Genomic DNA, 21,067 nt, shown 5'->3' with positions numbered 1-21,067 from the left:
TATTACGATTCAATTTCAATAGTTTTTTAAAATATTAAATAGCTTTTAGCATAGATATAATCAATATCTAAAAAATTAGTGAAAACATAAATGAACTTTTATACATTTACAAAAATTTAATTAGAATAATATTATGAAGAGAATAATTATTGCGATGGTTGTTTTACTCGCATTTTCATCTTGCCAAGAGCAGCAGAAAATTGCATTTGTTGATAACGGAAAAGTCATCAACGATTATCAAATGAAAATTGATATCGAAACGAGGTTCAAGAAAAAGGATGAAGCTTATACGAGAAAGACAGATAGTGTGGGTCAATCTTATCAAATAGATGCTCAACAAACGCAAATGAGATTAAGTCAGTTATCTCAAGATAAGCAGCAAGAAGGTTCTCAAGAATTTAGCCAAAAGTGGCAAGGCATACAACAACAACTGCAATTAGAGCAGCAACAGATGCAACAATCTTTTAATCAAGAAATGGATTCTGTGATTGTTAAGGTTAAGGCATTTGTTGGTGAATATGGAAAGGCAAAAGGATATACTTATATATTAGGGAAAAATGAAGCTGGTAGTGTTTTATATGGAAGTGCGTCTAACGATATTTCGGAAGAAGTAGCTAAAGCAATAAACGAGGCTTACAACGTAAAAAGCACAGAGAAAGTAGTCGCTACAGAAGAGAAAGAAGTTTCTGAAAAGTAAAAACGAAAACTTATTTTTATTAAAAGTCAAGCTTAAGCTTGACTTTTTTTATGCAATAAACGTGTTAGTTTAATCGATAAATCTGTAAGAATAATCTTAGAGTTGCCATTCCGTTCTATATGGTAAATTGCATCTTGTAATTCATCTGAGATTTCTAAAATATTTGAATCGTGAACAAAGGGAGCGAACTTTTCTAGCTTAAAACTTTCAGATTTTGGTTCTAAATAAACGAGCTCATTAGCCTTATAATTCATTAGTAAAGCTTGTCTAAAATAATTCAGACAAAACTTTAAAAATTTCTTTTGAGTTTCACGGCCAGTTTTAGCGACCTCTTCAGACCAAGAAATTAAATCGTGAATAGCGCTTTTATTTCCTTTAGCTTTAAATGCAGAACGTACCCAAAGTATAAACCATTTTTCAAACTGAATATCTTCACTATCCTGATATATTAGGTCACATGCTTTATTATAATTACCATTAGCTTGGTGTGCTATTTTTGAAGCGACGGAGTTTTCAATATGATAATTCTTTACTAGTGCGTCCGTGATAGCGGATTCAGCTAAAGGTGGAAAATGTAAAACCTGACAACGTGATCTAATTGTGTTTATAATTTGCTCTTCATCTTCTGCAATAAGAATGAAAACAGTTTTTTCTGGTGGCTCTTCAATTAATTTTAAAAGTTTGTTGGCCGCTGCTGTATTCATTTTTTCAGCCATCCAAATCAACATTATTTTATGACCTCCTTCATAAGCTTTAAGTGAAAGTGATTTTACGATTTGTAAAGCTTCATCAACACCAATTTGGCCTTGTTTATTGTCAATACCAAGTAGTTTGTACCAATCAAATAAATTACCATAAGGTTGTTGGTCTAAGAGTTGACGCCATTCTGGTAAGTAGTAACTCGAAACAGGCTTGCTTTTAACCTTATCGCTTGTTGTAACCGGAAATGCAAAGTGTAAATCTGGATGTGAGAATTTTTTAAACTTTAAATTACAAGAATCATTACCACCAGTATTTTCAGCATTAGAGTTGCTGCACAAAATATATTGAGCGTAAGCTAAAGCCATTGGGAGTGTACCAGAACCTTCTGGACCAACAAATAATTGTGCATGTGCAATTCTGCCTGCGTCAACACTTGTTGTAAGATGGTTTTTTATATGTTTTTGCCCTAAAATTTCAGAAAATAACATAAAGCAAAACTATGTAATTTTTTTATGTTTTCTAATCTTTATATTTGCCTTTCAAATTTTAAAAAATGAAGACTTTAAACGATTTTAATTTTCAAGATAAAAGAGCACTAATTCGCGTAGATTTTAATGTGCCGTTAGACGATAATTTTAAGGTTACTGATGATACAAGAATTGTGTCAGCCAAACCTACTATTATCAAAATTTTAGAAGACGGAGGTAGTTGTGTTCTAATGTCGCATTTAGGTAGGCCAAAAGGAGTACAAGACGAATTTTCTTTAAAACATATTGTCAATAAGATTGAAGACATTTTAGGTGTTGAAGTAAAATTTGCGAGCAACTGTGTTGGTCCGGAAGCTGAGGAAAAAGCAAATGCTTTACAGCCAGGTGAAATATTAGTGTTAGAAAATTTACGTTTTCACGAAGAGGAGAAAAATGGAGATAAGAATTTTGCAGAGCAATTATCTAAGTTAGGTGATATATATGTCAATGATGCTTTTGGTACTGCACACAGAGCACACGCTTCTACTACAATTATTGCTCAATTTTTTTCAGAAGCAAAGTGTTTTGGAAATCTTTTGGCTAAAGAGATAGAGAGCATTAAGAAAGTGATGGATAACGGAGAAAAGCCAGTATTAGCTGTTCTTGGTGGTGCTAAGGTATCTTCGAAAATCACAGTTATTGAAAACATTTTAGACAAAGTAGACCATCTTATTATTGGTGGAGGAATGACCTTTACCTTCGTAAAAGCGCAAGGTGGAAAAGTAGGAGATTCTATTTGCGAAGATGATAAAATGGAATTGGCTTTAGAAATCATGAAGCAAGCAGAAGCTAAAGGAGTGAAAATACATATACCAATAGATGTTATTGCGGCAGATGCTTTTAGTAATGATGCTAATATACAGATTTGTGATGTAAAACATATTCCTGACGGTTGGCAAGGTTTAGATGCTGGCCCTAAATCTTTAGCGATTTTTGACGCCGTTGTAAACGAATGTAAAACAATTCTTTGGAACGGTCCATTAGGAGTTTTTGAAATGGAAAGCTTTGCAAACGGAACCATTGCTTTAGGTAACTCAATTGCTAATGCTACCCAAAACGGTGCATTTTCTTTAGTTGGTGGCGGTGATTCTGTCGCTGCGGTAAAACAATTTGGTTTTGAACATAAAGTGAGTTACGTGAGCACAGGAGGTGGTGCTATGCTCGAAAGTTTAGAAGGTAAAACGTTACCAGGTATTGCTGCTATTTTAGATTAAAATAAAGATTTATGAGAGTATATGATCTAATATTAATTTTTGTAGCCTTATTTATTACAAGCTGCTCATCGAATAATGATTCAGATGCTAGTGATACAACAGATATAAGATACAAGGTGTTGTTGGATTCTGAAGGAGATATTGTCTTCATTGGTGATCAAACAAATAAAGTTATGAAGAAAATTTTTGCACCCACTAATGCTTTTAACATATTTGGGTATTACAATAAAACAGAAACAAATGAATTGTTTTACTTAACGAGAGATGATTTTTTTAGCGGTTACAAAATTAATCGGGTTGATTTGAATGAGTCATTTAACTCAGAGGAATACACTTACACGGTACAGCAATCAGATATTAATTTTGACAGTAACGACCTTCCTTTAAGTGGCGCATTTTTTGAATCTGAAAATAGATTTCACATTATGGTTGCCTCAAGCGGTTTTGATGCAAAACTTAAAACGTTTGATAACGGCATTGAAGTTTTAGAAAGAAACATAACTGAAACTTTTGGTATTGATAGATATAGTATAGAGGCACACAAGTTCTTTGGCAATTCACAAACACTTATGTTAATGGAAGGTGTATTTAACTCGTCTTTAAATCGAATTAAATTAATAGATATAAACACATTTTCATTAATCAGCGAGAACACGAATACAAGTTTCAACTTTTTTGAGGGTTTTGGGAATTCTGAAGTACAGTATTTAATAGGACGAAAAGAGATTAACTTCGTAGTACATGAGTATTTAACAGATATTCAAGGTAATATTATTTATGATATAACCGATGGCTATTTATTTTTAGGAAGATCATCTATTGGTTTTGATGAAGCAGAAGGTGCCTTTGAGTTTTTTGATAGAGGAGATGGTCGAAATGAAACAGGTACAATAAATGTTACAAATGGGGAGTTGATTAAAAGAGCAATAGATGGTGAGCCAAACTTTAGAAATTCACCGGTTTTTTATTTTACACCCAATTAATTAAAGTTTTTAAGAGACACAATCCTATTTTTGAGATATGTATAGAACATTAATAATATTGATTTTATGTTTTCTAACAACTATAGAAAGCACTCAAGCACAGTCTCAAAAAGACTCTATTGCCTCAAAAAAAGGTATTAAATCAGATTCAATTATTGATGGTCAGTCTGTAATTCTTAATAAAAATATTCCAGTAGAAATCGATTCTTCAAGTATAAAAAACCTTGAAGATTTACAGGAAGCAACCGAATTAGACGAAAAATGGCTTGAAGAATTATATAACAATTCTTTATTTGACAGCATTTATAAGTCAGTTTCTGAGTTAACGTATGAACCAGTAGATTATCCAGAACTTACAACAGACACATTAAAGGCGAGACTAAAACGACTAAATGCCAGAACACCTTTTAATGTAGAGTACAATCCATCTTTAGAAAGCGTCATTAAAAATTATTTAAAAAACAGGCGCACATCAATGGAACGTTTAATGGGTCTGAGCCATTTCTACTTTCCGATGTTTGAGCAAGAGTTTGATAATTATAACATTCCGCTAGAGATGAAATATTTATCTATAGTAGAATCTGCATTAAAACCAAGAGCAAGATCTCGTGTTGGAGCAACGGGTCTTTGGCAATTTATGTTTGCTACTGGTAAGGAATATAAATTAGACGTAAGTAGTTATGTAGATGAACGGAGCGATCCAATAAAATCTACAACTGCAGCAGCGCAATATCTTTCAAGGTTATATAAAATATTTGGAGACTGGGATTTGGCGTTAGCCGCTTATAATTCTGGGCCAGGAAATGTAAATAAAGCAATTAGAAGATCTGGAGGTTATAAAAACTATTGGAATATCCGTCAGAATTTACCGAGAGAAACCGCTGGTTACGTGCCAGCGTTTTTAGCCACTATGTATATTTTTGAATTTGCTGAAGAGCATGGTTTTAAGCCAGAGCGACCAGCATTTCAATTGATACAGACAGATACAATTCATATAAAACAAATGATAACCCTAGATCAGGTTTCTGAGACTACAGGTGTTAATATTGAAGAGTTACAATTCTTAAATCCATCTTACAAATTAGATATTATTCCTAAAGTAGAAGGCAAAACTTATGTATTGCGTTTACCTAGAGAAGCTATCGGTATTTTTACAACTAACGAAGATAAAATTTATGCTTTTGCTAAAGCTGAATTTGATGAACGTGAAAAACCATTACCACAACTTTTAAATTCGGATACAAAAGTTAGGTATCGTGTAAAAAGTGGAGATTACTTAGGTAAGGTTGCTAGGAAGTATGGAGTCAGAGTAAGTCAAATAAAACGGTGGAATGGTCTAAGAGGTAATAACCTTAAGATAGGGCAGCGACTTACAATTTACCCCAGGAATCCGAGTAGCTCAATAAAACCAAAAACAACAAAAAAAGTAGTTAGTTTAGCAGTAAAACAAACATATAAAGTAAAGTCTGGCGACTCGCTTTGGAGTATTGCACAAAAGTTTTCTGGAGTTTCTGTTCAAAATATTAAAGATTGGAACGATATTGGTAGCAGTAAACTCAAAATAGGAACAACGCTTATTGTGTCTAAATAGAAAAACCAACAAAAAAATAAATTTATGAGAACTTTATATACGGTATTAGTTTGTACAATATTACTTGCGTGTGGAGAAACCAAAGAAGAGGATAAGAAAATATACTTACCAGATTCAAACGGAAATTTAAATAGTATTTCTGTTGTTATTGATAATTTATTATGGGAAGGTAACGTTGGTGAGAACATTAGAAGCATTTTTGCGTCACCTTTAAACGGACTACCTGTACCTGAGCCAATGTTTAAAATGCGTCAAATTCCAAGCCAAGTATTTGACGGTATTACCACGCGTAGTAGAATTATTTTAAAAATCGAAAAAGGAGCTGACAATGCCTCAACAACCATCGTTAACGATATGTTTGCAAAACCACAAACCATAGCTGTTGTAAGAGGGAAAAATGACGGCGATATAATTGCACAACTAAAAGCGAATAAATCTAAAATATTTGATGCCTTTAATAAAGAAGAAGTACAGGAGAAGCAAAGGCGTATTAATAAATCTTTGCTAGACGATAATGTTATGGAAACGGAGCTTGGGTTTACTGTAGATATTCCTTCAGCTTATAAAATTGGTAAGGATGGTGAAGATTTTTTCTGGGTTAGAAAGAGTTTGAGTAATACTAAAACTATAGATTTAATGTTTTATTCAGTGCCTATGACATCTATATCTAAGAGTGATAGTACGGTTGTAGATATAGTTAATGTTAGAAATAATGTTACCAAGACTCAAATCCCAGGAGAGGACAATATTTACATGGCAGTAGATGATGCTTATGCGCCAGCACTATTTAATACAATAATAGATAATAAACCAACTTATGAAGTAAGAGGTATATGGGAAATGAAAGGCTACACCATGGCTGGTCCTTTTATAACTTACGTTATTGAAGATGAAATAAATAAAAGATATTTAATAGGAGATGGCTACGTATATGCACCATCTCTAGCGAAACGAGATTATGTTTTTGAGCTCGAATCTATTATAAAATCGATTAAGATTAAGTAAACAAAAAAGCCAACTAGTTATAGTTGGCTTTTTTGTTTTTATGTTAAAAGGTTTTATTCTTTTTCTTTAGTTTCAGTTGGCTCCTCTTCTTTACTAGCGTCTTTAAATTCTTTAATTCCACTTCCTAAGCCTTTCATTAATTCAGGAATTTTTTTCCCACCAAAAATCAATAAAACAATAACTGCGATAAGAATTACCTGAGGCATTCCAATCATTAATGGTATCATGCTTAAACTCATAACTTTAAATTTAGAATGCAAAGTTAATAATTATAGTTTAATAATAACGTTGTTAACCCAACTTTAGCACATATTGTTACTGCTATTTCACTATTTTAAGTAATTTTGTTTAGATGGCAAAAAAGAAAAAAAAAGAAAAGAAACTCACTAAAAAACTACTTCACAAGTACCGTTTAGTTATTTTAAATGAGGACACTTTTGAAGAGCGTTTTGCCATTAAGTTAACACGCCTTAATGTTTTTGTCTTAACGTCTTTATCAGCAATAGTTTTGGTGTTTTTAACTATTTTACTTATTGCTTTTACTCCGCTCAGAGAGTACATACCAGGATATTCCTCAACACGATTAATAAAAGAAGCTACATTATTAAATTATAAAACGGACTCGCTTGTTAGAGAGTTAGAGGTTAATAAACAATATTACGCTTCGATAAGAAAAGTACTAACAGGAGACGTCGCTAATGTTAATTTTAATAGGGACTCTATAATTAAGGCTACTCAAGCAGACATAGATATTTTACAAATTGCCACAAATAAAGAAGACTCTTTGCTAAGAGAGAAAGTAGATAAGGAAGACAAATACAATTTATTTGAGTCTTCTGAGGACAAATCTAACTTTGTTTTATTTCCACCAGCTAAAGGTTCAATTTCAGAAGGTTTTAATTTCGAAGAAAAACACTTTGCAGTAGATGTTGTGCTAGCTGAAGACACACCTGTTAAGGCCACTGCAGACGGCACAGTTATATTTGCAGAATGGACGGTAGAAACGGGATATGTTCTTATTATAGAACATAACCAAGAATTAATATCTGTTTACAAGCACAATGCTAAAATAACTAAATCACAAGGAGATTTAGTAAAAGCAGGAGAGGTTATAGCAATGTCAGGAAATACTGGAGAATTAAGTACAGGGCCTCATCTGCATTTTGAGTTATGGAGTAAAGGTTATCCTGTAAACCCAACTAATTTTATTGATTTTCAATAATGTCATCAATTAAAGCAGCACTTTCGAAACCTTTTGCAAAACGTATTGCAAAACGGGTCAATAAATGGGCCTCTATGCCTATTGAAACACAACAAAAAGTATTTGATAATTTAATAAGGGAAGCAAAATCTACAGCTTTTGGCGTAGACCATAGTTTTAATACTATTAATTCTCACGACGTATTTGTGTCTAAAGTTCCAATACGAGATTATGAAGAATTAAAACCATATGTAGAACGTGTAGTTGCTGGTGAGTCTGACATTTTATGGAAGGGTAAGCCTTTGTATTTTGCAAAAACATCGGGCACAACCTCTGGTGCCAAGTATATTCCCATTACAAAAGAAAGCATGCCAACGCATGTAAATGCTGCTAGAAATGCTATTCTTATGTATATCAACGAAACAGGGAACTCAAAATTCGTTGATGGCAAAATGATTTTTCTTCAGGGGAGCCCAACTTTAGAAGAAAAGAACGGAGTAAAACTTGGAAGACTTTCTGGTATTGTCGCGCATTATGTCCCAAAATATCTTCAAAAAAATAGATTGCCAAGCCTTGAAACTAATTGTATTGAAGACTGGGAAACTAAGGTTAATGCGATTGTAGATGAAACTATAAATGAGGATATGACCATTATATCTGGTATACCTTCTTGGGTTCAAATGTATTTTGAAAAACTCATTGAGAAGAAGGGTGAAAAGGTTGGTGATATTTTTAAAAACTTCAATTTATTTATTTTTGGTGGCGTTAATTACGAACCATATCGTGCAAAATTTGAAAGTTTAATCGGAAGAAAAGTTGATAGTATAGAACTTTATCCTGCTAGTGAAGGTTTCTTTGCATTTCAAGATAAGCAAGATGAAAAAGGGATGTTACTTCAATTAGATTCAGGGATATTTTATGAATTTGTAGAAGCGGAACATTTTTTTGTAGACCAACCAAAACGAATTACAATTAAAGATGTAAAACTTGGTGTTAATTATGTTATGATTATTTCAACAACGGCAGGTTTGTGGGCTTACAATATTGGTGACACAGTGGAGTTTACTTCAATAAAACCTTATAGAATTATTGTAAGTGGCAGAATTAAACATTTCATTTCTGCATTTGGGGAACATATTATCGGAAAAGAGGTAGAACACGCATTAAAATATGCTACAGAACAATTTTCTGTTTCTATTAATGAGTTTACAGTGGCACCACAAATAAACCCAGAAGGAGGGTTGCCTTATCACGAATGGTTTATTGAGTTTGAAAAAGAATTGGAAAACGCATCTGGTTTTGTTGAAGCGTTAGAACATTCATTACAAAAACAAAATAGCTATTATTTAGATTTAATAGAAGGTAAAGTTTTAAGGCCTTTAAAAATTACAGCAATACAGAAAGGCGGATTTCAAACGTACATGAAATCTATAGGAAAATTAGGAGGACAAAACAAAATACCGAGACTGTCTAACGATCGTAATATTGCAGATAAAATGTATGAACTTAATTTAACGAAATAAAGCTATATTTGCAGGTTAAAATAGTATATGAGTACAACTAAGAAAATACACGAAAGAACTAGAGCACAAGAAAGCTCAAGCGCAATAGAACGCATGTATATTACAATGCGTCATCTATTTAATCGTGGATTTTATAAGCCTATGGGTGTTTCAGGTGAAACGCTCAGAGAAGCACTGTTGCTTTTGCGCCCAGAAATTTATGGGTCTATTGGTGAAGAAAAAGCGGAACTAGAAGGACTACTATATGTTGTAGATCGTTTACCGCAAGGCATAGAAGAATGTACATTTATAAACCTTACAAGTGACGAGGGCTATGCAAACTCACATTTCGAACCTATAATTCCACCAAAAAGAAGGCGAAATTGTTATCGTATTGACAAAGAACAAATGAATATTGAAATCACAAGAGGGCGATCTGAGATTTACGATATCCTTACGCACCTTACCTTTCTTTTTGTTGAGTCGCACAAAATTAGTAAACGTGTAATTATAGATGAAGAAGGAACAACTGTTAGAGATTGGCAAAAGTTAGAAAAAGCAGTTACTTCAACAAAAAAATTGACGCAAAAAGAACGAGAAATAGCAATTACTCATACTGCAAATATTTTAGGGAGAACTTTTAACGAATTAACAGAGGCTTATCCAAAATTTTCTACAGAAAGTCAACCAGAACGCTTGCTGCATATTGTATATTGGTTAGGTAAACTAGCAATTGAAGAAACGGTTAATAATAATAAGCGCACTATAACTTTTAGCCCTGTTTTAAGAGAACGATTGGGGCATCATATACATGGGGAGATTTGGGCTGATGCTATTAAATCTGTATTACATAATAATGGATTGCTAGAACGACCAATACATATTATTAGTGCGAACATGCACAGTGTTATGAATTCTATTTTTGCAAAAGCGACCCTAAAAGGAACAGACGCTAAGAAAGATATATTTGATACATACGAAGCGCTTAGTGATTCTAAAAATTCTTCATTACGCAATAAAGTAGAAAAATTGGCCTTGCAAAGCGGAATGCTTTATATAAAAGATACATCAGGAACTAATATAGATGTTCAAATTTTTGACACTGATAAAATTGACTTTTCTAAAACAGGATTTAAATTTTCAGAAGAAAATAAAGAAAATAAACCTGTAATATTTGTTATGGATTATGCTTTTGGCGAGCAAGCTTATGAGACTTTAGATGAATTTCTAAAGCCCATAAAAGTTAATAGTAAAAAAGTACATTTAGATGTTAAGTCGATCTCAATAATGGGAAAATCTGGAATTTTAGAAGGTGGCAAAGGTGATGTTATGATTCCATCTGCACATATTTTTGAAGGTACAGCTGACAATTACCCTTTTAAAAACGAACTTAGTAAAAACGATTTAATAGATTGCGATGTAGATGTTTTTGAGGGTACAATGGTAACTGTTTTAGGCACTTCATTACAGAACAAAGAGATTTTAAAATTCTTTAAAAACTCGACTTGGAATGTAATTGGCTTAGAAATGGAGGGTGCACATTACCAAAAAGCCATCCAAGCCGCATCAAAGGTTAGAGGTAGTATAAATAAAGATGTAAAAGTGAGATATGCTTATTATGCTAGTGATAATCCTTTAGAAACCGGGAGTACTTTAGCTTCGGGTGGACTAGGAACCTCTGGTGTACGACCAACATATGTAATAACAAAAAAGATTCTAGAACAAATATTTAATTCTTAAAAAATGAGTGATAAATTACCACAAGATTCTCAAAACGAAGAGGTAGATCTAGGGCAACTATTTAATGCTATAGGCCGTTTATTTGAAAAACTATTTTCTTTTGTAGAGAAGTTATTTAAAGGGCTTTTTTCATTTATAATTTATGCCTTAAAACCAATTGTTACGTACTTTAAAGTTATAGCCATAGTTTTAATGGTCTCAGCTATTTTAGGGTTTATTGCTGAAAAGTATGAGAAACCAGTTTATTCTTCTAGCATGCTTGTTAAGCCTTACTTTGGTTCTAAATATCAATTGGCTAACAATGTTAATTACTTTAATGCCTTGATTGGTTCAGGTAATTTAAAAGAATTATCTACAGTATTTGAAATAGATACCATTAAAGCCGCTGAAATATTAGGTTTTGAAATTGAAATAGGACCCGAGACAGGTAATGATTTATTAAAAGAGTACAATGACTATATTAAAACAATAGATAGTACTTTAACCAAGGATATCCCTTATGAAGATTATATTGAGAATAGAGATATTTTGAGCGGCACTATTTTTTCTATTAAAGCAAAGTCAGAAACGAATGATATCTTCATAAGTTTAGAAAAAGGCTTTGACAAAACACTCAAAAACAAGTACTCAACAAAATTAAAAGGGATAAGAGATGGCTCTATAGACATACGGACAAAATCCCTTAAGAATGAATTAAGGAAAATCGATAGTCTACAAAACATATATCTTGAGGTTCTAAAAAATGAATCAGAAAAGGATAAAGTTTCAATAGGTTTAGAAGGCATGTTTCCTTTAACTAAAGAAAAAACACTAACTAGAGAATATGATTTGTTTAAAGAGCAAATGGCTATAAGTGATTCACTTAAGGTATTAGAACAAGAGTTAATTAAATATAATGATTATTATGATATTTTATCTGGTTTTGAAGAAGTAGGAACTATAGAAAAGAATATTTGGGATAAGTATTCTTTAATATTTCCATTTGTAACAATGCTTATTATATTATTTATTTATCTCATCTATAACGCATTTAAGTATGTAAAAAATTATGAATAAAAAAAAATCTATACTTATAACAGGAGGAGCTGGTTTTATAGGGTCACATGTAGTAAGACTTTTTGCACAAAATTATTTAAACTATCAAATTTATAACTTAGATAACTTAACATACGCAGGCAATCTAGAAAACCTTAAAGATGTTGAAAACAGTCCCAATTATAAATTTATTAAAGGGGATATTACTGATGAAAACTTTATTAATTCGATTTTTAATAAGTACAGATTTGAGGCGGTTATACATCTAGCTGCAGAATCTCATGTCGATAGGTCTATAAAAGACCCCTTGGCTTTTGTTAAAACCAATGTTATAGGTACAATGGTTTTACTTAATGCTTTTAAGTCTTGTTGGCAAGGTGCTTTTGAAAACAAACTTTTCTACCATATTAGTACAGATGAGGTTTATGGAACTTTAGGTCAAACAGGTCTCTTTACTGAAACAACAAGTTACGACCCAAACTCACCATATTCAGCATCTAAAGCGAGTTCAGATCACTTTGTAAGAGCTTATGGAGAAACCTATGGACTGCCTTATGTTATAACTAACTGCTCAAATAATTATGGGCGGCACCAATTCCCTGAAAAGTTAATCCCCCTTTTTATAAACAATATAATTAACGAGAAGTCACTTCCTGTTTACGGTGACGGAAATTACACTAGAGATTGGTTATATGTTAATGATCATGCCATTGCGATTGATTTGGTTTTTCATAAAGGTTTGAATGCTGAAACGTATAATATCGGCGGTTTTAACGAATGGAAAAACATCGATTTAGTAAAATTGTTATGTAAGCAAATGGATATTAAGTTAGGAAGACTAGAAGGAAGTTCTGAAAAACTAATAACCTATGTTAAAGACAGACCTGGACACGATTTACGATACGCAATTGATGCAAATAAGATAAAAAGTGAATTAGGTTGGCAACCATCAGTGACTTTTGAAGAAGGATTAAATAAGACAATAGATTGGTATTTAAACAATAAAGAATGGTTAGATAATGTTACTAGTGGAGAATATCAGTCTTATTATACAAAACAATATAGCTAACATATGAAGGGAATAATATTAGCCGGAGGATCTGGCACCAGGTTGCATCCTCTAACACTTACAATCAGCAAGCAATTGATGCCTATCTACGATAAGCCAATGATATACTACCCATTATCAACCCTTATATATGCAGGTATAAACGAAATATTAATAATTAGCACTCCTAAAGATTTACCGCTGTTTAAAGACTTATTAGGAGATGGGAAAAAGTATGGATGTAACTTTAGTTATGCTGTTCAAGACGCTCCTAATGGTTTAGCTGAGGCATTCATTATAGGTGAAGAGTTTATTGGATCTGATAAAGTTGCTTTAATTTTAGGGGATAACATTTTTTATGGATCAGGATTAGCTCCACTTTTACAAAGCAATAATAATCCAGATGGTGGTGTGATTTATGCATACAGAGTCCATGACCCAGAACGTTATGGAGTAGTAGAGTTCAATGAAAACGGTCAAGCAATTTCTATTGAAGAAAAACCAGAAAAACCAAAATCTAATTTTGCGGTTCCAGGTATTTATTTCTATGATAACACAGTTGTTCAAATAGCAAAAACTATAAAGCCAAGTCATAGAGGAGAATTGGAGATTACGGATATTAACAGAGAATATCTGAAGAACGGAAATTTAAATGTTAGTATATTAGATAGAGGCACTGCTTGGTTAGATACGGGCACTTTTGATTCTCTAATGCAAGCATCGCAATTTGTTGAAGTTATTGAAAACCGACAAGGATTAAAAATTGGCTCTATTGAAGCAGCAGCTTTTGAAATGGATTATATTGACGAAAAAGCCTTTAGGGATTTAGCAGAACCCTTATTAAAAAGTGGTTATGGAAAAAATTTGTTAGGATTATTGAAAGTAAAAAAATGATAATAAATGAAACTCATTTAGAAGGTTGTTATATTATTCAACCGAAAGTGTTTGATGATAATAGAGGTTATTTTTTTGAAAGTTTTAATAAAGAAAAATTTAACTCTGAAACAGGACTAAATGTTAATTTTATCCAAGACAATGAGTCATTTTCTTCGAAAGGAGTCTTAAGAGGTCTTCATTATCAAATAGGCAAACATGCTCAAGCCAAACTAGTGAGAGTAATAAAGGGTAAAGTTTTAGATGTTGCTGTAGATATTAGAAAAGACTCACCAACATTTGGTCAACACGTGTCAATAGAGTTAACTGAAGACAATAAGAATCAGCTTTTTGTGCCTCGTGGTTTTGCCCATGGTTTTATTGTACTAAGCGATACTGCCATTTTTTCTTACAAATGTGATAACTATTACAATAAAAATTCAGAAAGAGGCATAATTTATAACGATTCAGAACTTAAAATAAACTGGGTACTTCCTAACGATACGCTCATTGTTTCAGAAAAGGATATAATTCTCCCCACACTAGCCAATGCTGTACTATGAAAAAGATATTAGTCACTGGTGGCAATGGACAATTAGCAACTTGTATTAAAGCTATAGAAAAAGAAGTAACTAATCTTCATATTGTATATACTGATTCATCTAATTTAAACATAACGAATTCAGAAAGTGTAGACTTGTTTTTTAGTGAGAATAGTTATGACTTCTGTATTAACTGTGCTGCTTACACAGCTGTTGATTTGGCAGAGAAAGAAGAAGGTAAAGCTATTTTAGTAAATGAAACTGGAGTTAAAAATTTAGCTCTGGCTTGTGATAAGTATAATACAGTCCTTATACACGTTTCTACAGATTTTGTTTTTGATGGTTATAAAAATACTGCCTACAATGAGAATGATCAAACAAATCCGAGAGGAATTTATGGTGTTACAAAATTAAAAGGCGAGTTTGCGATAAGGGAAATATTAACAAACTATTTTATAATTAGAACGTCTTGGTTGTATTCAGAATACGGAAATAATTTTATGAAGACCATGCTAAGAGTTTCTAAGGATAGAAATGAAATAAGTGTAGTAGACGATCAAATAGGCACACCAACATATGCCATTGATCTTGCAATGGCAATCTTTAAAATCATAAATATAGAAACGAATGCATACGGTATTTATAATTACAGCAATGAAGGTGTAGCAAGCTGGTACGATTTTGCATGTGCTATATTTGACGAATGTAATGTTAAGATAGATGTAAAACCGATTAAAACAGTAGATTACCCTACACCAGCTGAGAGGCCTAAATTTAGTGTATTAAATAAATCAAAATTAAAAAGTAATTTAAATATTAGTATTCCGCATTGGAGAGATAGTTTACGCATAGCGATGCGCAATTTTAATTCTAATTAGAATTGCTTTAAATATATATTTTACTAACGAGTATTAATTGATAATACCTAATAGACCTATTAATGATAAGTAATAATTTACAAACAGCAATTTTAGGAGCATTAGACGCTGGTGAAGCTATTATGAAAGTTTATAACTCTGAGATATCTGTTGAATATAAAGCAGATGAATCACCATTAACAGAGGCAGATAAGCGTGCAAATACTATTATAAATGCTTATTTAGATAAAACAGAGTTTCCAATTATTAGCGAAGAAAACAAACAAACCGACTACTCCATAAGAAAAACTTGGAAAACATGTTGGATTGTGGACCCAGTAGATGGTACTAAAGAGTTTATAAAACGCAATGGGGAATTTACCGTTAACATAGCACTTGTTAAGCACGGAAAACCTGTTTTAGGTGTTATTTACGTTCCGGTAACTAAGACTTTGTATTATGCAAACGTTGAAGAAAAAGTAGCGTTTAAAGCAGAGTTAAATTCTCATAACACAGAAATAGTCGAGGTAATAAGAATCGCTGAGTTACTAGATAAGAAACCTTCAAACAATAATATTGTTAGAGTGGTTGCGAGTAGATCACACATGAATATAGAAACAAAAATTTTTATTAAATCTATTCAGAATACTGGCAAACAAATAGAAACTGTATCTAAAGGTAGCTCGTTAAAATTCTGTATTATAGCAGAAGATAATGCAGACGTATATCCAAGATTTGCGCCTACAATGGAATGGGATACTGCAGCGGGACAAGCCATTTGTAATGCCTTAGGCATTCATGTAATCTCACAAGAGACTAATGCATCCTTGCGTTATAACAAGGAAAATTTATTAAACCCTTGGTTTATTGTATCTTAATAAAATGTAACACTCAATAAAAGACAATTAACTTGAGGATCTCAGTTCTCTATACATAATTCTAGCTACTCGGTTAATATTAAACAAATGAATTAGTAAAAAATAGACTTTATATAAAGTTTTGGCATGGAAAATCAGGAGCTAAAATCTATATTAATTTGAAGGTTTTTTTTGATAGAATTACAAATAAAAAAGTTGCGGTATAGGCGATTGTTTCATTTAATATTCTATTGAGTAAATCATTAATTATAGTGTTTTTAGAAAAATAAAGTTTGAAAGAAGTTTACAGCATATCTACATGAAAAAGAAAAACCTTATTATATTCGGTACACGACCAGAAGCTATTAAAATGGCGCCTTTGGTGAAAGCATTTTTAAAAGACTCTGATCACTTTGAGACCAAAGTTTGTATAACTGCTCAACATAGAGAAATGCTAGACCAGGTTTTAAGTTTTTTCGATATCATCCCAGATTACGATTTAGATTTAATGAAACCCAATCAAAATCTTTACTCGTTAACGGCAGATATTATTACAAACCTTAAGCCTATTTTAGAAGATTTTAATCCAGATTTTGTTTATGTGCATGGAGATACAACAACGACTATGGCAGCGAGTATTGCAGCATTTTATTCTGGAGCTAAAGTATGCCATGTAGAAGCGGGCTTAAGAACATTTAATAAGCGTTCTCCTTTTCCAGAAGAGATTAATAGAAGTATTGCAGGAAGTGTTTCTGATTATCATTTTGCTCCAACAACAACTTCTAGAGATAATCTTTTAAATGAAAACATTAATGGCTCTAATATTTTAGTTACCGGAAATACTGTTATTGATGCTTTAGCACACAGCTCTACTATAGTCAATTCAGATAATTTTCAAGATAAAGAAATAGAAGAATTAAAAGAAATCGTAGATAATAAAAAGCGTTTAATTTTGGTTACTGGTCATAGAAGGGAGAATCATGGACAAGGTTTTATTAATATTTGTTCGGCACTAAAAACAATAGCCCAAAACCATGATGATGTCCAAATAATATATCCAGTTCATTTGAATCCCAACGTCCAAAAACCAGTATATGATTTGTTGGGTAATGAAAAAAACATCAAATTAATTGCTCCATTATCGTATCCTTCATTTGTTTGGCTAATGAATAAATCCTATTTAATTATAACAGATAGTGGAGGTGTGCAAGAAGAAGCGCCTAGTCTAGGAAAACCCGTGTTGGTTATGAGATATACTACTGAACGCCCAGAAGCCGTAGATGCAGGAACAGTTCTATTAGTAGGAACAAATACAAGTAAGATTATTAATGAAACAGATAAACTCTTAAATGATAATAAAAACTATGAAGCTATGAGTAAGTTACATAACCCATATGGTGATGGTAAAGCTTGTGAGCGTATAGTTGAATTCATTCTAAATAAATAATATGAATAAACCAGAAGTTGTAATGATCGGCTTGGGGTATATCGGTTTGCCAACGGCAGTTTTAATAGCTCAAAATAAAATCCATGTACATGGTGTAGATATAAACCCTAGTGTTGTAGAAACAATAAATGCAGGTAAAATACATATTGTGGAACCAGACCTCGATAAAGCGGTAGCAACAGCAGTTAAAGAAAAGTATTTAATAGCAGATACAAAGCCAGTAGAAGCAAATATATATTTAGTAGTTGTACCCACTCCGTTCAAAGCTAAAAATGAGCCTGATATTTCTTTTGTCCAAGCGGCTACTAAAGCGATAATTCCTTTATTAAAGCCTAATGATTTATATATAATTGAGTCTACATCACCAATTGGTACTACCGAAAAAATGATGGATTTAATTTATTCTGAACGCCCAGAACTACAAGGTAAGTTATATTTAGCTTATTGCCCAGAGCGCGTTTTGCCTGGAAATGTAATGTATGAGTTAGTAAATAACGATCGTGTAATAGGTGGTGTTAATGCTGAATCTACTGAGAAAGCGATAAGTTTTTACAAACAATTTATAGAAGGGGATTTGCATAAAACTAATGCACGTACTGCAGAAATGTGTAAACTTGTTGAGAATTCTTCTAGAGATGTTCAAATTGCCTTCGCAAACGAGTTGTCTCTTATTTGTGATAAAGCAGATATTAATGTTTGGGAGTTAATTGAATTAGCAAATAAGCACCCAAGAGTAACTATTTTACAACCTGGTTGCGGAGTAGGCGGACATTGTATAGCTGTAGATCCTTATTTTATAGTTTCTGACTACCCTATGGAGTCACAAATTATTGGAAAAGCTAGAGAAATAAATAATTACAAGTCTTTTTGGTGTGCAGAGAAAGTGCAAACAGCAAAACTTAATTTTGAATTAAAGAATGGCTATAAACCTAAAATTGCAATTATGGGCTTAGCGTTTAAGCCAAATATTGATGATTTAAGAGAATCCCCAGCAAAGTACATAGCTCAAAAAATATTACAAAATGCTAATAATGAAGAATGTTATATTGTAGAGCCTAATATAGATAGCCATAAAGTTTTTAAACTAACTAATTATAAAGAAGCAGCTAAGCAAGCTGACATTATAACATTTTTAGTAGCCCATGAAGAGTTTAAAACACTAGAGATACCTTTAGATAAAATTGTATTAGATTTTTGTGGAGTTTTAAACAAATAATAATGGTGTTCTGATATTAAAGCGCTATTTGTTTTAACATAAGATAATTATCTAGCTATTTTCAAATATTTTATATTTATGCTCTTTATGAGTTTTAGATATAAATTCTTTGGTTTTATCTAAAGAATAGGGAGTGAATGCTTTTGGGTGACCAATTAGAATAAAATTGTCATTACTATCTGTATTTTTTACGTATTTTTTGAATGCCTTATAAACATATGATGCTTTGTAACCGTCAATAGCAATAACGCTATTAGAAAAAGAAGTCATTAATCTTAAAACTTCCTTTTTAGGTTTAGATATAGCAGAACCATTTCCTAGAGCGATATGTTTTTTTGATTTTTTAAGTTTTTCAAAAGCAAATAGCCAAAAGCAAATAGCCAAAAGAAAATAGGACTTACTCTGTATGAGCTTATAGGATATTCTATGAATCTGCCGTTAACATCTTCAATTGTTAAATCATCTTCAAACCTATATTTAGTCTTGTACTGTTTAACATTTCTAAAATCAAACTCTTGGTGGCTAGATTTATGAAAATCCTTAGGGTATGTTGTACTATCAATAAAAATATTACAATCTTTAAGTGCTTGTTTAATATGAGAAAACGGTTGTGCACTCCAGCCACCAGCCCTATAAGCTAGAGCTTTTTTACCAGAAATATCTTCTAGAAAATTAGTGTATTTTGTTACAATGGTGTAGGCTTCTTCTTTTGTAAAATTTTTAAGTTTATATTTAGAAATATTAAAAACCCACTTATCTCCGTCATATATAGTATTTTCCCAATGCGGATGAATATGTTAAGGCCTTTAATGCAAAGAAAGTAGCTCAAGGTTTTAGTTATAACTCTGGTGATAATGAGGAATGGGAGACTGTTGAGAGTTTGAGAAAGCTAATAAAAGAACATGTAGATTCAACTTTTGAAGCATAATGAGTAGCCAAATTATACCTTACGGAAGACAACATATAGATCAAGATGATATTGATGCTGTAGTTAAAACATTAACGGCAGATTTCTTAACTCAAGGACCAAGGGTTAATGATTTTGAAGAGAAATTTGCTGAATATATTGGAGCAAAATATGCAGTCGCAGTATCAAATGCAACAGCAGGTCTTCATATAGCAGTTATGGCTTTAAACTTAAAACCAAGTGAACGCGTTATTACAACACCGATTACCTTTGCAGCCTCTGCAAACTGTGTAAGATATGCAGGCGGAGAGGTCTGGTTCTCAGATATAGACCGAGATAGTTATACGCTTTCGTTAGAAGACACTAAAAATTTAATTGAAAGTAAACCTAAAGGGTTTTTTAAAGGAATAATACCTGTAGATTTAGAAGCATTCAGGGAATCAGCAGACAAACACGGTTTATGGATTATTGAAGATGCCTGCCATGCACCAGGCGGTTATTTTACAGACTCTAAAAGAAATAAGCAGTATTGCGGTAACGGAAACTATGCAGATATTGGTATATTTTCTTTTCACCCTGTAAAGCATATTGCACGCGGTGAAGGAGGAATGGTTACCACAAATTCAGAACAATTATATAAGAAATTATCCAGTCTAAGAATGCACGGTATTACTAAGGATAATATGACAGAAAATCACGGTGGTTGGTATTATGAAATGCAAGAACTTGGCTATAACTATAGACTCACAGATATTCAATCTGCATTAGGTATTACACAATTAGCTAAGAATAGTGAGGGTGTTGTTAGAAGAAATGAAATTGCTAATACTTATAAAGAAGCATTTAAGGGTAAGTTAAAGTTTCAAAGTTTACAAGACGGTGCTTATAATGCCCATCATTTATTTATTTATTGTAGAAGTTGAAGACAGAAAAGGCTTATACGATAACTTAAGAACACATAATATATTTGCTCAAATACATTATATACCAGTACATACCTTGCCATATTATAAAAGTATTGGCTATGATAGTGCTGACTTAAAAAATTCAGAAGCGTATTATTCTAAATGTATTAGTTTACCCATGTACCCTACATTAACGGATAAGGAGCAGTAATTTGTTA

21 protein-coding genes are annotated in these 21,067 nt (G+C 32.3%); 18 read left to right on the top strand and 3 right to left on the bottom strand.

The annotated features are described in order from the left end of the window. Positions 1–133 precede the first annotated feature (133 nt). Positions 134–697: an OmpH family outer membrane protein gene (locus B2U95_RS09165; RefSeq protein WP_296315352.1), complete on the top strand. Its 564-nt coding sequence runs from the start codon at positions 134–136 to the stop codon at positions 695–697. A 32-nt stretch (positions 698–729) separates the two neighbouring features. On the opposite strand, the gene B2U95_RS09160 is transcribed toward B2U95_RS09165, so the two are convergent. Beyond that, positions 730–1,887, bottom strand: coding sequence for an ATP-binding protein (locus B2U95_RS09160; RefSeq protein ID WP_296315348.1), 1,158 nt, complete (start codon positions 1,885–1,887; stop codon positions 730–732). Positions 1,888–1,952: 65 nt separating this feature from the next. Between B2U95_RS09160 and B2U95_RS09155 the strand changes: the two genes are divergently transcribed. The 4 genes from B2U95_RS09155 to B2U95_RS09140 are packed head-to-tail and all read left to right on the top strand — an operon-like array spanning position 1,953 to position 6,719. Beyond that, a complete protein-coding gene (locus tag B2U95_RS09155) occupies positions 1,953–3,140 on the top strand; it encodes a phosphoglycerate kinase (protein WP_296315345.1) in 1,188 nt (395 codons plus the stop codon). A gap of 11 nt (positions 3,141–3,151) precedes the next feature. After that, positions 3,152–4,123: a hypothetical protein gene (locus B2U95_RS09150; RefSeq protein WP_296315341.1), complete on the top strand. Its 972-nt coding sequence runs from the start codon at positions 3,152–3,154 to the stop codon at positions 4,121–4,123. Between the two features lie 37 nt (positions 4,124–4,160). After that, positions 4,161–5,714, top strand: a complete 1,554-nt coding sequence (locus B2U95_RS09145; protein WP_296315338.1) for a lytic transglycosylase domain-containing protein — start codon at positions 4,161–4,163, stop codon at positions 5,712–5,714. A 24-nt stretch (positions 5,715–5,738) separates the two neighbouring features. After that, on the top strand, positions 5,739–6,719 hold the full coding sequence (locus tag B2U95_RS09140; protein ID WP_296315335.1) for a DUF4837 family protein: 981 nt from the start codon (positions 5,739–5,741) through the stop codon (positions 6,717–6,719). 53 nt (positions 6,720–6,772) lie between these two features. Here B2U95_RS09140 and tatA read toward each other — a convergent pair whose 3' ends face one another. Continuing rightward, a complete protein-coding gene (tatA, locus tag B2U95_RS09135; RefSeq protein ID WP_296315330.1) occupies positions 6,773–6,958 on the bottom strand; it encodes a twin-arginine translocase TatA/TatE family subunit in 186 nt (61 codons plus the stop codon). Positions 6,959–7,071: 113 nt separating this feature from the next. Here tatA and B2U95_RS09130 point away from each other — a divergent pair, with 113 nt between their 5' ends. From B2U95_RS09130 to wecC, 11 genes are all read left to right on the top strand, one after another. After that, on the top strand, positions 7,072–7,941 hold the full coding sequence (locus B2U95_RS09130) for a M23 family metallopeptidase (protein ID WP_296315327.1): 870 nt from the start codon (positions 7,072–7,074) through the stop codon (positions 7,939–7,941). After that, positions 7,941–9,443: a GH3 auxin-responsive promoter family protein gene (locus B2U95_RS09125; protein ID WP_296315322.1), complete on the top strand. Its 1,503-nt coding sequence runs from the start codon at positions 7,941–7,943 to the stop codon at positions 9,441–9,443. Before B2U95_RS09130 ends, B2U95_RS09125 begins: the two co-directional genes overlap by 1 nt. Before the next feature lie 27 nt (positions 9,444–9,470). Continuing rightward, entirely contained in the window at positions 9,471–11,162 is a 1,692-nt protein-coding gene (locus tag B2U95_RS09120) for a DUF6909 family protein (protein ID WP_296315318.1), read from the top strand. 3 nt (positions 11,163–11,165) lie between these two features. Then, a complete protein-coding gene (locus B2U95_RS09115; protein ID WP_296315313.1) occupies positions 11,166–12,218 on the top strand; it encodes a hypothetical protein in 1,053 nt (350 codons plus the stop codon). Beyond that, positions 12,211–13,266, top strand: a complete 1,056-nt coding sequence (rfbB, locus tag B2U95_RS09110) for a dTDP-glucose 4,6-dehydratase (RefSeq protein WP_296315310.1) — start codon at positions 12,211–12,213, stop codon at positions 13,264–13,266. The genes B2U95_RS09115 and rfbB overlap by 8 nt, the downstream gene beginning before the upstream one ends. Positions 13,267–13,269: 3 nt before the next feature. Further along, the gene (gene rfbA, locus B2U95_RS09105; protein ID WP_296315306.1) at positions 13,270–14,139 is read left to right on the top strand and encodes a glucose-1-phosphate thymidylyltransferase RfbA; all 870 of its coding nucleotides are present in this window, start codon (positions 13,270–13,272) and stop codon (positions 14,137–14,139) included. Beyond that, positions 14,136–14,681: a dTDP-4-dehydrorhamnose 3,5-epimerase gene (gene rfbC / locus B2U95_RS09100; protein WP_296315300.1), complete on the top strand. Its 546-nt coding sequence runs from the start codon at positions 14,136–14,138 to the stop codon at positions 14,679–14,681. Before rfbA ends, rfbC begins: the two co-directional genes overlap by 4 nt. Then, on the top strand, positions 14,678–15,538 hold the full coding sequence (rfbD, locus tag B2U95_RS09095; protein ID WP_296315296.1) for a dTDP-4-dehydrorhamnose reductase: 861 nt from the start codon (positions 14,678–14,680) through the stop codon (positions 15,536–15,538). Before rfbC ends, rfbD begins: the two co-directional genes overlap by 4 nt. Before the next feature lie 62 nt (positions 15,539–15,600). Continuing rightward, positions 15,601–16,395, top strand: a complete 795-nt coding sequence (gene cysQ / locus B2U95_RS09090; RefSeq protein ID WP_296315294.1) for a 3'(2'),5'-bisphosphate nucleotidase CysQ — start codon at positions 15,601–15,603, stop codon at positions 16,393–16,395. Positions 16,396–16,693: 298 nt separating this feature from the next. Next, complete coding sequence (wecB, locus tag B2U95_RS09085) at positions 16,694–17,821, top strand: non-hydrolyzing UDP-N-acetylglucosamine 2-epimerase (protein ID WP_296315290.1); 1,128 nt, start codon at positions 16,694–16,696, stop codon at positions 17,819–17,821. A 1-nt stretch (position 17,822) separates the two neighbouring features. Beyond that, positions 17,823–19,037: a UDP-N-acetyl-D-mannosamine dehydrogenase gene (wecC, locus tag B2U95_RS09080; protein WP_296315287.1), complete on the top strand. Its 1,215-nt coding sequence runs from the start codon at positions 17,823–17,825 to the stop codon at positions 19,035–19,037. 51 nt (positions 19,038–19,088) lie between these two features. Here the strand turns inward: wecC and B2U95_RS09075 are convergent, their stop codons facing one another. Next, positions 19,089–19,421 carry a hypothetical protein gene (locus B2U95_RS09075; RefSeq protein WP_296315281.1) on the bottom strand — a complete coding sequence of 111 codons (333 nt, stop codon included), beginning with the start codon at positions 19,419–19,421 and terminating at the stop codon, positions 19,089–19,091. 543 nt (positions 19,422–19,964) lie between these two features. On the opposite strand from B2U95_RS09075, the gene B2U95_RS09070 reads away from it, so the two are divergent. Both B2U95_RS09070 and B2U95_RS09065 read left to right on the top strand, forming a co-directional pair. Then, on the top strand, positions 19,965–20,867 hold the full coding sequence (locus tag B2U95_RS09070; RefSeq protein WP_296315277.1) for an aminotransferase class I/II-fold pyridoxal phosphate-dependent enzyme: 903 nt from the start codon (positions 19,965–19,967) through the stop codon (positions 20,865–20,867). Further along, complete coding sequence (locus B2U95_RS09065; protein WP_296315274.1) at positions 20,833–21,060, top strand: DegT/DnrJ/EryC1/StrS family aminotransferase; 228 nt, start codon at positions 20,833–20,835, stop codon at positions 21,058–21,060. Before B2U95_RS09070 ends, B2U95_RS09065 begins: the two co-directional genes overlap by 35 nt. Positions 21,061–21,067: the final 7 nt, after the last annotated feature.

The sequence above is a fragment of the Winogradskyella sp. UBA3174 genome (assembly GCF_002364335.1).
In the GTDB taxonomy this organism is placed as follows: Bacteria; Bacteroidota; Bacteroidia; order Flavobacteriales; family Flavobacteriaceae; genus Winogradskyella.
This window is presented reverse-complemented; position numbering and strand designations above follow the sequence as displayed.